The sequence below is a fragment of the Vreelandella neptunia genome (assembly GCF_022489065.1).
Lineage (GTDB): Bacteria > Pseudomonadota > Gammaproteobacteria > Pseudomonadales > Halomonadaceae > Vreelandella > Vreelandella neptunia_A.
This window is the reverse complement of the sequence record NZ_JAKVTW010000008.1, coordinates 43811-58036: the sequence shown is the minus strand read 5'-3', so window position 1 is coordinate 58036 and position 14226 is coordinate 43811. Positions and strand designations below refer to the sequence as shown.

The 14226-nt window shown below is 52.4% G+C and carries 12 protein-coding genes and 1 tRNA gene; 9 read left to right on the top strand and 4 right to left on the bottom strand.

Features of this window, described 5'->3' with window-relative positions; genetic code table 11:
- Positions 1-36 precede the first annotated feature (36 nt).
- Positions 37-1851, bottom strand: coding sequence for an excinuclease ABC subunit UvrC (gene uvrC, locus MLE19_RS12165; RefSeq protein ID WP_240718452.1), 1815 nt, complete (start codon positions 1849-1851; stop codon positions 37-39).
- A 41-nt stretch (positions 1852-1892) separates the two neighbouring features.
- Positions 1893-2543 carry a UvrY/SirA/GacA family response regulator transcription factor gene (gene uvrY, locus MLE19_RS12160; RefSeq protein WP_240718451.1) on the bottom strand — a complete coding sequence of 217 codons (651 nt, stop codon included), beginning with the start codon at positions 2541-2543 and terminating at the stop codon, positions 1893-1895.
- 179 nt (positions 2544-2722) lie between these two features.
- Here uvrY and MLE19_RS12155 point away from each other — a divergent pair.
- Positions 2723-2798: transfer RNA gene (locus MLE19_RS12155), tRNA-Ala, on the top strand.
- 58 nt (positions 2799-2856) lie between these two features.
- Here the strand turns inward: MLE19_RS12155 and argF are convergent.
- The gene (gene argF, locus MLE19_RS12150) at positions 2857-3777 is read right to left on the bottom strand and encodes an ornithine carbamoyltransferase (protein WP_240718450.1); all 921 of its coding nucleotides are present in this window, start codon (positions 3775-3777) and stop codon (positions 2857-2859) included.
- 195 nt (positions 3778-3972) lie between these two features.
- Here argF and grxD point away from each other — a divergent pair, with 195 nt between their 5' ends.
- The 8 genes from grxD to MLE19_RS12110 all read left to right on the top strand — a co-directional run bounded on the left by grxD (position 3973) and on the right by MLE19_RS12110 (position 10118).
- The gene (gene grxD / locus MLE19_RS12145) at positions 3973-4323 is read left to right on the top strand and encodes a Grx4 family monothiol glutaredoxin (RefSeq protein WP_007113218.1); all 351 of its coding nucleotides are present in this window, start codon (positions 3973-3975) and stop codon (positions 4321-4323) included.
- A gap of 192 nt (positions 4324-4515) precedes the next feature.
- Entirely contained in the window at positions 4516-6510 is a 1995-nt protein-coding gene (gene dnaX, locus MLE19_RS12140) for a DNA polymerase III subunit gamma/tau (protein WP_240718449.1), read from the top strand.
- A 99-nt stretch (positions 6511-6609) separates the two neighbouring features.
- A complete protein-coding gene (locus MLE19_RS12135; RefSeq protein ID WP_240718448.1) occupies positions 6610-6936 on the top strand; it encodes a YbaB/EbfC family nucleoid-associated protein in 327 nt (108 codons plus the stop codon).
- Between the two features lie 3 nt (positions 6937-6939).
- Positions 6940-7545 carry a recombination mediator RecR gene (gene recR, locus MLE19_RS12130; protein ID WP_240718447.1) on the top strand — a complete coding sequence of 202 codons (606 nt, stop codon included), beginning with the start codon at positions 6940-6942 and terminating at the stop codon, positions 7543-7545.
- A 52-nt stretch (positions 7546-7597) separates the two neighbouring features.
- Positions 7598-8728, top strand: a complete 1131-nt coding sequence (gene rnd, locus MLE19_RS12125; RefSeq protein ID WP_240718446.1) for a ribonuclease D — start codon at positions 7598-7600, stop codon at positions 8726-8728.
- Positions 8725-9039, top strand: a complete 315-nt coding sequence (locus MLE19_RS12120) for a YcgL domain-containing protein (RefSeq protein WP_240718445.1) — start codon at positions 8725-8727, stop codon at positions 9037-9039. Before rnd ends, MLE19_RS12120 begins: the two co-directional genes overlap by 4 nt.
- A gap of 12 nt (positions 9040-9051) precedes the next feature.
- Complete coding sequence (locus MLE19_RS12115) at positions 9052-9627, top strand: ACP phosphodiesterase (protein WP_240718444.1); 576 nt, start codon at positions 9052-9054, stop codon at positions 9625-9627.
- Between the two features lie 35 nt (positions 9628-9662).
- Complete coding sequence (locus MLE19_RS12110; RefSeq protein WP_240718443.1) at positions 9663-10118, top strand: YcgN family cysteine cluster protein; 456 nt, start codon at positions 9663-9665, stop codon at positions 10116-10118.
- A gap of 452 nt (positions 10119-10570) precedes the next feature.
- On the opposite strand, the gene MLE19_RS12105 is transcribed toward MLE19_RS12110, so the two are convergent.
- A complete protein-coding gene (locus MLE19_RS12105) occupies positions 10571-14044 on the bottom strand; it encodes an EAL domain-containing protein (RefSeq protein WP_240718442.1) in 3474 nt (1157 codons plus the stop codon).
- Between the last annotated feature and the right edge of the window lie 182 nt (positions 14045-14226).

The following is a 14226-nucleotide window of genomic DNA, read 5'->3' as shown; positions in this document are numbered from 1 at the left end:
CCCCCTTGGCCGATAGCATCTATGCCAAGAGGCGGTTTATCCATTGAGCGCCCGGTAAATACTGTCGGCTAGCGATGCGTTAATACCCGGTACGCGGGCAAGTTCGTCGCGACTAGCCTTTTGTACGCCCTGGAGGCCGCCAAAAAAGCGCAGCAACTCACGTCTACGCTTAGGGCCAATGCCAGGGATTTCCTGCAGCGTTGAAGTACGCCTTGCTTTGTCACGTTGGGCGCGGTGGCCTGCTATGGCAAAACGGTGCGACTCATCGCGAATATGCTGAATCAAGTGCAGAGCGGGCGATGCAGGATCCAAGTCCAGTGGGTTGTCAGCCGTTTCTACAAACAGGCTTTCAAGCCCAGCTTTACGTGTCGTGCCTTTCGCTACACCCAGTAGCATAATATGAGTGATGTCGAGTTCTTTAAACACCTCGCGGGCCATATTGAGCTGCCCCTTGCCACCGTCGACGATCAGAATGTCGGGTGCCACCGCTTCACCGCTTTTAACCCGCTTAAGGCGTCGTGTAAGCGCCTGCTGCATAGCAGCGTAATCGTCCCCTGCAGCGACGCCTTCAATGCGAAAATGGCGATAGTCGCTTTTACGTGGACCCTGATGATCAAACACCACGCAGGAGGCAACGGTCGCTTCACCGTGGCTATGGCTGATGTCGAAGCACTCCAGACGTTGTGGCGTTTCTTCCAAGCCGAGCGCTTTCTGTAGCGCGGTAAAGCGCTGAGTCAGCTGCGTTTGATTGGCAAGTTGCGAGGCCAGTTGTTGCTCAGCGTTGGTAATTGCAAGCTGCTGCCACTGGGCGCGATGGCCGCGTACCTGGTTAGTGACGCGGATGCGCTTACCCGCCTGCTGGGTCAGTGCTTCTGCGATCAGTTCGCTGTCATCGAGTGGATGACTGGTGATGACTTCATTGGGTACATTATGGGGTTGTCCAAAGTAGTACTGGCTAACGACTTCGGTGAGCAGTGTCTCTAGCGGCAGATCCAGATCGTTTTTTGGCGTGTGATGACGGGCGCCCAGTAGACGGCCGTCGCGCACACTTAGCACTGAAACGCCCAGCGCACCGGGTCGTTGCGCCAGGGCAAAGATATCGGCATCACCGCCGCCGGTATCAACAAACTGGCGTTGCTGAAGCTGGCGTAGCTGCTGAACCTGATCACGAAGGCGAGCAGCCTCTTCAAAATCAAGTGCTTTGCTAGCAGCCTCCATCGCCTCCATTAATTCCTGGGTCACATTTTCGCTTTTGCCTTCCAGGCACATAACAGCGTGCTCAACGTCGCGCTGGTAATCTTCGGCGGAAATGTAATCGACGCAAGGGGCGCTGCAACGCTGAATTTGATACTGCAAACATGGGCGCGAACGGTGCGCAAAAACACTATCTTCACAGTTTCTGATATGAAATATTTTTTGCATCAGCGCGAGGCTTTCACGTACTGCGCCACTGCTTGGGTAAGGGCCAAGATAGCGACCATCGTCGCTGCGCTGACGAGCGCGCTTATACTCAAGTGCTGGATAAGTGTGGCGGTCGGTGACAAATACAAAGGGGTAGGACTTATCGTCACGCAATAAAATGTTGTAGGGCGGACGTAGTTGTTTAATCAGTGTCTGTTCAAGCAGAAGCGCTTCCGTCTCCGTGCGCGTGACAGTTACCTGAACATCGGCGATACGTCCTACCATGGCCTGGGTTTTGGTATTCAACTGGCCACGAAAATAGCTGGCAAGACGCGCTTTTAAGCGCTTGGCTTTGCCCACATAGAGGGTGTTGCTTTGGTCATCGAGCATACGGTAAACGCCAGGAGAGGTGCTTACCGAACTCAGAAACTGTTTTGAATCAAAGGTCATATTAGCGTGTCGGTACCCTATAACTGCAGGGGAAGATGGGGCTATATCTGGGTGGCGTCAAACCCCTCGACCAGCCCATGGCGGAGCGCTAAATGCGTAAGCTCCACGTCAGTGGCAACTTGTAGTTTATCAAACAGTCGATAGCGATAGGTATTTACTGTTTTAGGGCTTAGGTGCAGGCGGTCGGAGATGTCTTGTACGCGCTGACAGTTAACAATCATCAGGGCAATCTGTAGCTCACGGTGGGAGAGGTGGCTAAACGGATTATCTTCATTGGTAAAGTGGGAAAGGGCTAAACGCTGGGCGATCTCCTGACTGACATAGCGACGCCCATGAAAGACCTGACGTATGGCATCGGTCATCTCAATTGCATCCGCACCTTTGCTTAAAAATCCCGACGCACCGGCTTCCAACATGCGTCGCAGGACGCTGTCTTCCATATGTGCGGTTAAGATTAAAACCTTCACGTCTTCCATCGTGCGATGAATACGCCGAGTCGCTTCAAGCCCACCAATTCCCGGCATGCGAATATCCATCAACACGATATCGGGCTTTAAATGACGACACTGTGTCACCGCGCTTTCGCCGTCGTCGACCTCGCCCACAATTTTAATGTCACACTCTTCGTTTAGCAGGTGAGCGATGCTAGTTCTTACTAAGTGATGATCATCGGCGATAAGTACACTGATCAAAGGACAGGCTCCTGCATGGAAACATCATGGACTCAGGCGTTGGCCTTGTACGACTGCTAATTACATATAGAGTGCCACAGCTGGCGATAAAGGAGAATTAGTTAGTGCTGATGGTTCAAAAACTTGACCGAGATAAAGGTTCATCGTAGTATCCGCCTCGCTGTTGGACAGCAGTACGTGGGGCCTTAGCTCAGCTGGGAGAGCGCAACACTGGCAGTGTTGAGGTCAGCGGTTCGATCCCGCTAGGCTCCACCAAAATTCTAGAAAAAAGCCTCGTTTATCAAACGAGGCTTTTTTGTCTGCAGTAACTCGGTTATTCAGCGACCTTGCCCAGAAGTAAAAACTCGATCAGCGCCTTTTGTGCATGAAGCCGGTTGCCTGCTTCCTGCCAAACCACTGCCCGAGGATCTTCGAGTAGCGTATGGCTAATCTCTTCGCCGCGGTGCGCTGGCAGGCAGTGTAAAAACAGTACGTCTTGGTTCGCTTGATCCAGCATTGCTTCTGTTACTTGGAAGCCCGCGAAATCCGCTTCACGTTTAGCCTGCTCCTCTTCTTGGCCCATCGATGCCCATACGTCTGTAGTAATTAAGTCGACCTGCTTTACCGCTTCTTGCGGGTCATGCAGGAGAGTTACCTGATCACCAGCTGCCGCCATTATGTCTGCACGGGGCTCGTAGCCTTTTGGGCAGCATATGCGTAGATGAAAGCCGAACTGTCGTGCTGCATTGATCCAGGAGTGACACATGTTGTTGCCATCCCCAATCCACACCGCTGTGCGGCCCTTCACGCTGCCACGAAGTTCAGTCCAGGTCATGACATCAGCAAGCAACTGGCAGGGGTGATAATCATCACTCAGTGCGTTAATCACTGGCACGCTGCTAGCGCTAGCGTAGGTTTCTAGCCCCGCGTGGGAGAAGGTGCGAATCATTACCGCATCGACCATTTCAGACAGTACGCGAGCGGTATCTTCAATCGGTTCGCCGCGGCCTAATTGGGTATCTCGAGGAGAGAGAAATAGCGCATGACCACCAAACTGTGCCATTCCCGTTTCGAACGATACTCGCGTGCGCGTCGATGATTTTTCAAAAATCATCGCCAGGGTGCGGTTGGGTAATGGTGTATAAACAGGACCTTGGGATTTCAGATTGGTCTTGATGGTAATGGCGCGCTGGATTAAATAATCCAACTCATCCGGGGTCAAATCTAGCAAGGTCAGGAAATGGCGTGTCGCCATAAGGACTTCTCTCCGCGCAAAAACACTATCCTAGCGATGCTGCAGGGGATGCGCAACGCGAACGGCATGCGTAGAATGCCCATTACACGTTAAAGCCGAGCGCTCTACTCAGGTACTTATTGAGGTGCTAACTTCAAGCACTAACGGCAAGTACGAAGTGGGAAAGCATCGGTCATTGATAAGCGAGGAAATAGTATGAGCACAACTGCCGAAAACATTCAGCGTCAAATTAGCGAAAACCCGATCCTGATTTACATGAAAGGGTCGCCCCAACTGCCACAGTGCGGTTTTTCCGCCCAGACCGTTCAAGCACTGATGAGCTGCGGCGAGCGCTTCGCGTTCGTTAATATTCTGGATAACCCGGATATCCGTGCTGAACTGCCCAAAATTGCTAACTGGCCCACCTTCCCCCAACTGTGGGTTGAAGGTGAGCTTGTGGGTGGCTGCGACATCGTCGTTGAAATGCATCAAAATGGTGAATTGGAAAAACTGGTAAAAGCGGCTGCCGAGCGCGCCGGTGCGGCGGAAGGTGGTGACAACGCTTAAGCGTTGTTGCACATTACGCCTGTTCTAGGCGGTTGGCGGGCTGCGGTGCAACCGCTAGAATGATGTTTGTTCTCGCATAGCGCTGTTATGCGCCGTCTTTTTTCATGCATCGCCTTAGTTATGCACCGTGGCCCTTACCTTGCGCTGTTCGCAGCGTGAGGTAAGTCAGCCCGCCGAAGGAAATACAGCTTCATGAGCTATCAGGTTCTGGCCCGCAAGTGGCGGCCTCGCACATTCCACGAACTCGTGGGCCAGGCCCATGTTCAACGCGCCTTGGTCAATGCCCTTGATCAGGGCCGCTTGCACCATGCTTATCTGTTTACGGGTACCCGCGGGGTGGGCAAAACTACCTTGGCGCGTATTCTTGCCAAGTGTTTGAACTGCACGGCGAATGGGCGTGGTGATGAAGGCATTACCTCCACTCCCTGTGGTCAGTGCGATAGCTGCCAAGCCATTGATGAAGGGCGTTTTGTTGACTTGATTGAGGTTGATGCGGCCTCAAGAACCAAAGTGGAAGATACCCGCGAGCTGCTCGATAATGTGCAGTACGCCCCCACACAAGGGCGCTATAAGGTGTACCTGATTGATGAGGTGCACATGTTGTCTACTAGCAGTTTCAACGCGCTGTTGAAAACGCTGGAAGAGCCGCCGCCTCATGTTAAGTTCCTGCTGGCCACCACCGATCCGCAAAAACTGCCGCCCACGGTGCTTTCCCGCTGCCTCCAATTTACCCTCAAGCATATGCCACCTGAGCGCGTGGTCGAGCACCTCACCTACGTGCTAGGAGAGGAGGGCGTTGCCTTTGATGAAAGCGCGTTGTGGCTGCTGGGTAAAGCCGCCGAAGGTTCTATGCGCGACGCCATGAGCCTGACCGACCAAGCCATTGCGTTTGGTCAGGGGGCGGTGCGCCATGCGGATGTGGCTGCCATGCTGGGCACCTTGGATCATCGCCATATTTTGGCCCTGGCAGAAGCGTTGGCTGATGTGGATGTGCAGCGCCTGCTGGCTGAAGTGGCGGAATTAGCAGAGCAAGGCCCTGATTTTGCTGCCGTGTTGGATGAGCTTTCAAGCCTGCTGCACCGTTTGGCGGTGGCGCAGATGGTGCCAGATGCGGTGGATAACAGCCATGGTGACCGTGACATTATCCTACAGCTTGCGAGCCGCTTTACCGCAGAAGATATTCAGCTCTATTACCAGATTGGTATTCAGGGCCGTGGAGATATGGTGCACGCCCCTGATCTGCGTAGCGCGCTAGAAATGACGTTGCTGCGCATGCTGGCATTTCGCCCTCAGGGCGTGCCGAAGCCGCCGCGCACTCCGCTACCGCTGCGTCGTGAGCCGTCAGAAACGGCAGCGACGGGTACGAGTGATCAAGCGTCTGCGGCCAATACAGACTCATCTGCGCCAGCCCCCACGCCAACAGCTGAAGCCCTTTCAGAAGCCCTTTCAGAAGCTCAGCCAGATACTCAGCCAGATACTCAGCCAGAAGCTCACTCAGCGCCACCGGCAGAGCCTCAGTCTCAAGTGGACGTACATGCCGCTGAAGAGGAGCCTCCGCTGCAAGAGCCACCTCCTTGGACAGTCGAAGCTGATACAGCAGTGACTGAGATGGAAGCTTTCCAGCAAGCCCCTGAGCCAGCGGCGATGGCTGAGCCTGAGACAATCGTAACCCCTGAACCAGCCGCTGGGGCTGAGACTGTAGAGCCCATCACGGCTGAGGCGCCAACAGCTCAACCAGAGGCTCTTTCAGAAGCCATTCCCGAAACCGTTTCTAAAACCCAGCCAGGCAAGCTGGACAATGCTAAGTGGCTGGAGTGCTTTGATGCCCTGGGTTTGGGCGGCCTAACCCGCAACCTAGCGGGCAACTGTTTGGTGGAGAGTGACGACGGTACGCTGCTGACGCTTCGTCTAGACCCCAGCCAAGAGGCAATGCAGGCGGAAGTTCACCAAACGCGTATTGAGCGGGCGCTCAAAGAGCAGGGCATGCCCCGTAAAATAGCCTTTTACGTGGCTGAATTGTCTAATCGTCTGGAAACACCTCGCCAGCGTGAAGAGCGACTTAATAAAGAGCGTCACGCCCAGGCGGTTGATCTACTCAATCACGACCCCCATGTACAGAAGTTACAACAGGCGTTTGGTGCAAAGCTGATAGAATCCAGCGTCAAGCCTGCCGACGCGGTACGCTAAGCTTTTTTCATATAATCTTTCATACCGTATTTCATGCAGTTTTTCATACGGCCGAAAGATAGCTACAGACAACCTTAAAACCACATTGGAGATCAGACCATGCTTAAAGGTGGAATGGGCAACTTGATGAAACAAGCCCAAGAGATGCAGGAAAAAATGCAGCAAGCCCAGGAAGAAGTCGCTAAAGCCGAAGTCCAGGGCGAAGCCGGTGCGGGTATGGTCAAGGTCACCATGAATGGTCGCCACGACGTATCCAACGTCTCCATTGATCCCAGCGTCATGGAAGAGGACAAAGAGCTACTGGAAGATTTGTTAGCCGCGGCAGTCAACGATGCGGTGCGCAAACTGGAAGTTAACTCTAAACAGAAAATGGAAGAAGCGACAGCTGGCCTTAATCTTCCCCCCGGCTTTAAGATGCCGTTCTAAGCAATGCGCTTTTCTCCTCTCGTTGAGCAGTTAATGGACGCTTTTCGCGTACTGCCAGGCGTTGGGCCTAAAACGGCTCAGCGCATGGCGATGCACCTGCTTGAGCGTGAACGCCCAGGCGGGCAGCGCCTTGCTTCGATTATCCAACAGGCGATTGAAGAGGTTGGCTACTGCCAACGTTGTCGAACGCTCACCGAAGCTGACATCTGTATGCTGTGCGAAAGCCCGCGCCGTGATGATGCACTGCTTTGTGTCGTTGAGTCGCCTGCCGATCAGTTGGCGATTGAAGAAGCTGGTGGCTTTAAAGGGCGCTATTTTGTATTGCACGGCCACCTTTCGCCTTTAGATGGGATAGGCCCCGAGTCGATTGGTTTGGATCTGTTAGAAGCGCGTGTTGCTGAAGGGCTCATCGAAGAGGTGGTGTTGGCGACGAACCCTACTATCGAGGGTGAGGCGACAGCTCACTATATTGCCTCGCAGTTGGCAGAATATGGCGTCAAACTTTCGCGGCTAGCCTATGGTGTCCCCATGGGTGGAGAGCTTGAGTATGTCGATGGCGGCACCTTGAGCCGTGCGTTTAACGGTCGCCTGCCTTTTGCCAGTGAATAAGCCCACCTAAAACGCAAACGCTTTAGCGTTTGCGCCAACCTGGAAGAATGCTTTGTCCTCTCTTACTCCCTCTTTTCAATGGCTTGATACTCCAGAGGCGCTTGATGCCGCGTGCGAGCAAGTAGCCGATGCTTCTGTAATCGCTCTGGATACCGAGTTTTTCCGAGAGAACACGTTCTTTCCTGTGCCTGCGCTGATTCAATTCACCGCAGGTGAAGAGGCTTATCTGATTGACCCGGTGGCCGTTCCTTGTACCGATAGATTCCGTGCCTTGCTGCAAAATAGTGCCATCAAGTTACTTCACGCCTGCAGTGAAGACCTGGAAGTATTCCAGCACTGGGCAGGGGTACTGCCTGTGCCGTTAATTGACACCCAGGTAGTGCAAGGGTTTTTGGGTGAAAACCCTGGAATGGGGTATCAAAAGCTGGTCGAGTTCTGGGTCGGCGAAACGCTACCTAAAGAGGAGACTCGCTCAAACTGGTTAGTGCGACCGCTCACCCCTGCACAGTGCCATTATGCGGCGCTGGATGTGATTTATTTATTAAAAGTCTGGACGCTTCAGGCTGAAAAGCTCGCGATGTTGGGGCGCCGCGAGTGGGTAGATGCTGAGTGCGCCAGTTTGATTGAGCAAGCCGGACGCAGCGTCGACAACGATCAACAGTGGTATACCCGCCAGCGCCAATTATGGCGCTTATTGCCCCGTCAAATGGAAGCGTACCGGCTCATGACCACGTGGCGTGAAGGTGAAACCCGTCGTCGTGATTTGCCGCGTAACTGGCTCATTAGCGATAAATTACTGTTCGCCGTCGCTGAAAAAATGCCCAGTAATCGCTTTGAACTTGCTGAAGTGGAAGGCGTTAAGCCGGTGCTGATCAAAAAAGAGGGCGATACACTCTTGGCAATGGTGAAACAGGCGCAGCACTGCGATGAAGCGACACTGCCCAAGCGCTGGCCAGACCCCATGCATCCGACCTTTAAGTCTCGCTTTAAAGCACTAAAAAAGGCGGTAACCGGCAAAGCCGATGACTTGGGAGTGGCACCGGAAATGCTCCTACGCCGCCGCGATATTGAAACACTGGTGATGCAGGACTTGGCGGGTGAACCTCTCATTTGGCCGACCGGTTGGCGGGGCGAGTTTTTGAATGACGCGCTGGTCAAGGCCCTTGAGGAGCGTGCATCATGAGCGACAAATTGATTTGCGAAGTTTTTAAAAGTTCGCGTAAAGAAGAGATGTATTTATACGTTGATAAGCGCCAAGGGCTGGAAAATGTTCCTGAGCTACTAATGGAAACGTTTGGTAAGCCAGTGCCGGTGTTTACCATGTTATTGACCGCGGACAAAAAATTGTCACGGGTGAATGCAGCAGACGTTGTGGAAGGGATTAAGGACAAAGGGTTCTATTTGCAAATGCCGCCGCCTAAAGAGGCCTATTTACTCGATGTGCATCGTGCCCATGTCGCTTCGCGTTCTGATCTACGTTCTGATGATGAGTAAAGACCCCTTACCATGAATTTTCTTGCCCATGCTTGGCTCGTCAGGGCGGGGAGCGATGATTTTCTCTACGGCAATTTAATAGCCGATGGGGTTAAGGGGCGCGATTTAAGTGATTGGCCCGCGGCTACAGCGCTGGGCATTCGCCATCATCGCCGTGTGGATGCCTGGGTGGATAGTCATCCAAACGTTGTCAATGCGCGACGTCGCGCGCCGCCTGCTCAGCGCCGCTACGCAGGCATTGCACTCGACATGGTGTGGGATCATTTTCTAGCTCGGGATACAGAGGGGCAGGCTGACCAGGAAGCCATTGTCGAGCGCTGTTACCGGCTTCTCTCCGCGCGACCCGCACCAAATCGGTTGGCTAGCATGATGCCGATCCTTGTCGAGCACGACTGGCTAAGAGGTTACGCTGATTTTACATTCACCTGCCGCGCCGTGGCGGGTATTGGGCGGCGGTTGTCTGGCCCCAATCAATTGGCTGCTTTAGTGCCCTGGCTGCACGCTGAGTATCAAGCGCTGGAGGATGATTTCCAGACACTATGGCCAGCGCTATTGGCTGAACTAAGCCACCAAGATACACCATCGTAATAAAGAGTTTTTCCGTGACAATGAGGTAGGAGAAAATGGAAACCGCTATGCGCGAACGTTTCTGGGAGCGCTTTACCCTAGAAGAATTGACGCCTCAAGAGTGGGAAGCGCTTTGCGACGGCTGCGGGCAGTGTTGCCTGCTAAAGCTGCACGATGAGGATACTCAGGAGCTAGCAGTACTGAACGTGGCTTGTCGCTTACTGGATATTCACAGCTGCCAGTGCAGCGATTATGCGAATCGTTTTGAAACCGTTCCCGACTGCACCCAGCTTACCCCCGCCTTGGTCAAAGAGTTCACCTGGTTACCACAAAGCTGTGGCTATCGGCGGGTGGCAGAAGGGCGCAAGCTGGCGGGCTGGCATCCTCTTTTAAGCAATGACGCCGAGCGTGTACACCGTAAAGGCGTTAGTGTGCGTAGCTTTGCGGTGTCCCAGGATGAGGTGCCTGAGCAGGAGTTGGAGTCACACATCATTGCCGTACTGCCGATGTAACCTCTAGCGTTTTAAGCGCTAGGCTGGCGCTTAGGTGTATCCCAAATAGACAAAAACACCTCTTTTACCGGCGAAAGAACTTTTTTAGCTGGCGCTTGGTTAGCAGGTTTAGCGCTACGCTGGCGAGGTGTATCCCAAATTGTTGGAAAGTGGTCTTGGTATTTCATGGCTTCTGCTGACTCCTAAATAGCTGTCTTAAAAGGACTGTCTTAAAAAAACCGTTTTAAAAAAATGACTTAAAGCTAGGTTTAGACATAGCTTTTTTAGGCATGGATTTTTTAGACAAAGTTTTTTAGAGACAGGTTTTAGACATTGGTGTATGCGACTAAGGTTTAGTATGACGCAGAAATGTGGGCAAGTGAATGCTTTGTGGAAAATATTTTCATAAACAGTCGGCGTGCTTTCGGTTCGCTCGGCCACCACACTCAAAGAGTACCGCTCAAGGTATGACGCTAATCACCCTTCAAGTGGTCTTTCAGCCACACCTGTAAAGTCTCAAAGGGCATTGGTCGAGCAAACAGGTAGCCTTGAAATACATCACAATTTAACGCTGCCAATTGCTGTTGCTGCTCTAACGTTTCTACACCCTCGGCAACCACCGCCAATTCCAGGTGATGAGCGAGCGCAATAATGCCCTGTACAATAGCGGCATCCTTGCTGTTATTGGCAATATTGTTGATAAAACTGCGGTCAATTTTCACCTTGTCAACGGGTAGGTGGCGCAAGTAGCTAAGACTGGAAAAGCCGGTGCCAAAGTCGTCAATGGCAATACTGATTCCCATCTCGCGCAGGGCATGAAGCGTATCAATTGCTGCGTCGGTATCGTTCATCAAAATACCTTCAGTCAGCTCTAGCTCAAGCGATGTCGCGCTAAGCCCTGTGGCGTTAAGTGTGGCGGTAAGCGAGTTTAAAAAGCTTGGTCGATGAAACTGCATGGGTGATAGATTGACTGAAATGCGGCAGTAGCTGGGAAGCTGGGGTTGAAGCGTAAGAAAGTCACGGGCAGCGCGCTCCATTACCCATTGGCTTAAAGCAATAATTTGCCCTGTCTCTTCAGCAATGGGTATAAACAGCACCGGTGAAATAGCGCCTTTGCTAGGATGATTCCAGCGTACCAGTGCTTCAAAGCCCTGAACTTGGCCTCCCCGGGTTAATAGGGGCTGGTAATGGAGCTCAAACTGCTCGTTCAGAATCGCTTCCTGTAAATCATTTCTCAGTGTCACTCTTTGGGTTAGCTTTTGATTAATATCCTGAGTGAATGTTTGTAGCGTGTTACGCCCTTGCTGTTTGGCCTTATACATCGCCATATCAGCTTGCTGTAAAAGCTCTTCCGGTTGGGTCAACTGGTTGTCGTTAAGCGCAATGCCGATGCTCGCCGATAGGTAGAGTTCATGTCGGCCAATCCGATAGGGCCGCGCCAATGTTTCCAGCAGCCGCTCGGCAATTTCCTCTGCTTGTTGGGGGCTATTAAGGTCTGGCAGGAGTAATACAAACTCGTCTCCCCCGAAGCGGCACAGGGTATCGGAAGGCCTTATGGCCACCTCAAGCCGTCTGGCAACATTAATAAGCACTTGGTCGCCAATGCCGTGGCCTAGCGTATCGTTAATCGGTTTGAATTCATCCAGGTCGATAAACAAAACGGCTAATTGCTGATGATGGCGTCGGGCAAGTTCTACGTCGTGACGCAAATGGTCTTCAAACAGCGCGCGGTTCCCTAAACCTGTCAATGCATCGTGAGTGGCGTGAAACGCGAGTGCATTTTCGTGATCACGGCGCTCAGAGATATCATTAATACTCCCCACATAGTGGGTGACTTGACCGCTATGGGCGCGCACAGGCGACAGAAATAGATTGTTCCAAAACGCTTGACCATTTTTACGATAGTTGCGAAGCGTTAAGGTGATGTCGTGCTGCTGCTCAAGGGCATGCTGTATGTCTGCGATTTGATTTGGATCCGTGTCTTGGCCCTGTAGAAACCGGCAGTTGCGCCCTTTGGCTTCTTCAAACGTGTAGCCTGTGATAGCGACAAAGGCTGGATTGACATACAGAATCGGGTAGTCGGGCTGTTGAGCTTCGCAAATTAAAATACCGTTACTACTGGCCTCAATACTGCGTTGGTAGATCAGCAGTTGGTCTTCCTTTTGACGCAGTGCGGTTATCTCTTTAGCAATGCCGTAAACGCCGACGACGTGATCGTTTACGACGGTTGGTAAAAAGGAGACATCCAACTGGCGAGCACTGCCTTGTTGGCTGATCACTTCCAAATCAAAACGCTGGGCAGCGCCCTTCAACGCTTGCTGGAAAGCAGCATCGACCATGACGTGGTGTTCGGGGGCAACAATGTCCTTCCAGTGGCTGCCAATAATCTGTGCTTCACTAATTTCCAGCAGAGTGAGGACAGATCGGTTCACGCTCAGATATCTGCCGCTAATATCAAGGGAAAACACCGCGTCGGGGTTTTGCGTAAACAGGGATCGAAACCGCTGCTCGCTATCCTGTAGTGTCTCTTTAGCTTTAGAAAGCTCACGAGAGCGTTGGGCACGGGCAGAAATCAACGCAAAGCTGAAAACCAATTGATAAGTGAGTAGCAGCCCCGAGAGCCCCACGCCAGCGGCAATAAAGTTAGCGAGTATGGGCGGTTGATTGGTTCGCTCAGAGAGCGCTAAATTGACCACGGTGCCTCCCGGAAGCACCGCCGTGTGTTCCGCCAGCGTGTTTGCTGGTGACATAACAGAAGAAGCGGGAATAAGGCCGTCGCCGTTGTTCATCAAGTGTCCATTAGAGTGAAGGAAATGCAGTGCGTAGGCGCCATTGGCTGCACTGGTTTCCTGCTCAATGAGCAGGGCTATATCGATAACGGCGACTAACTGGTAAGAGTCACTGGGTGACCGAATGGAGAGTAATGCCAGCGTGGGTCGCTCAAAATCGGGAAACGACCACTGCCTCGAAGTTCGTTGCTGATTAAGCCAAGTCAGTGTTGCTAACGTAGTGAGTTGATCATCGAGCCAGAGTAGGGCACTGCCATGGCGGGCGCGACGCCAGATATCATTGGTATCAGGATTAAAATACGCAATGGCTAATATACTCGGGTAGTCGGTCCAGTAGCGCTCCACCTCTCGGCTACGCGAGGACGAATCCTCGAAGACCTGACGCCAACGCTCTGCCAGGCGCTCAAGCACCACCGCCCGGGACGTCAGCGTTTGGTCAATATTAACGGCAATACTCGCCAGATTTTGCTGAGCGCTTTGACGCATTTCCTGATACTGGTTCCAACTGACCAAAAACCAGCCACTTATACTTAGGCTAACGCCTAGAATGCCAGCTAGCACGGCGGCGCTACTTAGCGAGGTTTTTAAATGAGGAATGTGTCGACTCACCATTAACATGGCGACACCAAACTGAAAACAGAGCAAACCGGGGATTAACGCACTTGCTCGAGGCAGCCATACAGGTACGGGCCAGCCAAAATGAGCCGCTAATGTAATGAAGCCAACTAACCATAAAAACAGGCCTCCCAACTGCCAAACGCGCCGCTGCCAGCGACCTTGTGGGCCGACCCATAGACAACACGCTGCCATGATAAGTATCGGCGCTGCTTGGCTGGGCAGGCGGGGGTGCCCGCTTAATATAGAAATTGCGTAATAAGAGGAGTCGAGAGCGTTGTGCAGTAAGGTATAAAAAGCAATCGTCGCGAGTCCTACAGCCGTCGCTTTACGCCAGCGCGTGAAGTTTGCCATCACGGCGCTAAGCCCCAGCCCACACAGTAAAATAACCAGGGCACTGTCTGGAATCAGCGCAAGGGATTGCGGCTGGTGAACGTTCGGGAAAAAGCCTAGCAGAAAACTCCCCGTGCCAATGACGACGGTCGTGACCAGTAGCATGAGCAGGCCTGCCTGAAGAGCAAGCTCGCGGTTATTAACTTCCATTGGCAGTTATTCGCATCTCGGTTTTAAGTACTCGTGAGCGTAGATACATAAATTACCTTTAGAAACCAATAGGTCACCAGCCCATATCATCAACGCTAAAGAGGAGTATGTCTTTATTAGTTCTTATTTTTTATATAAATTTTTGAAATTAAATAGTTTTTTATTTTTTAGGGATAATCTTT

Excerpts from the sequence above, each read along its gene's own strand:
- MLE19_RS12135 (WP_240718448.1), top strand. The coding sequence starts at position 6,610 with ATGCTTAAAGGTGGAATGGGCAACTTGATGAAACAAGCCCAAGAGATG.
- argF (WP_240718450.1), bottom strand. The coding sequence starts at position 3,777 with ATGGCGACACGCCATTTCCTGACCTTGCTAGATTTGACCCCGGATGAG.
- MLE19_RS12115 (WP_240718444.1), top strand. The coding sequence starts at position 9,052 with ATGAATTTTCTTGCCCATGCTTGGCTCGTCAGGGCGGGGAGCGATGAT.
- MLE19_RS12105 (WP_240718442.1), bottom strand. The coding sequence starts at position 14,044 with ATGGAAGTTAATAACCGCGAGCTTGCTCTTCAGGCAGGCCTGCTCATG.
- dnaX (WP_240718449.1), top strand. The coding sequence starts at position 4,516 with ATGAGCTATCAGGTTCTGGCCCGCAAGTGGCGGCCTCGCACATTCCAC.
- grxD (WP_007113218.1), top strand. The coding sequence starts at position 3,973 with ATGAGCACAACTGCCGAAAACATTCAGCGTCAAATTAGCGAAAACCCG.
- recR (WP_240718447.1), top strand. The coding sequence starts at position 6,940 with ATGCGCTTTTCTCCTCTCGTTGAGCAGTTAATGGACGCTTTTCGCGTA.
- MLE19_RS12120 (WP_240718445.1), top strand. The coding sequence starts at position 8,725 with ATGAGCGACAAATTGATTTGCGAAGTTTTTAAAAGTTCGCGTAAAGAA.
- uvrC (WP_240718452.1), bottom strand. The coding sequence starts at position 1,851 with ATGACCTTTGATTCAAAACAGTTTCTGAGTTCGGTAAGCACCTCTCCT.
- MLE19_RS12110 (WP_240718443.1), top strand. The coding sequence starts at position 9,663 with ATGGAAACCGCTATGCGCGAACGTTTCTGGGAGCGCTTTACCCTAGAA.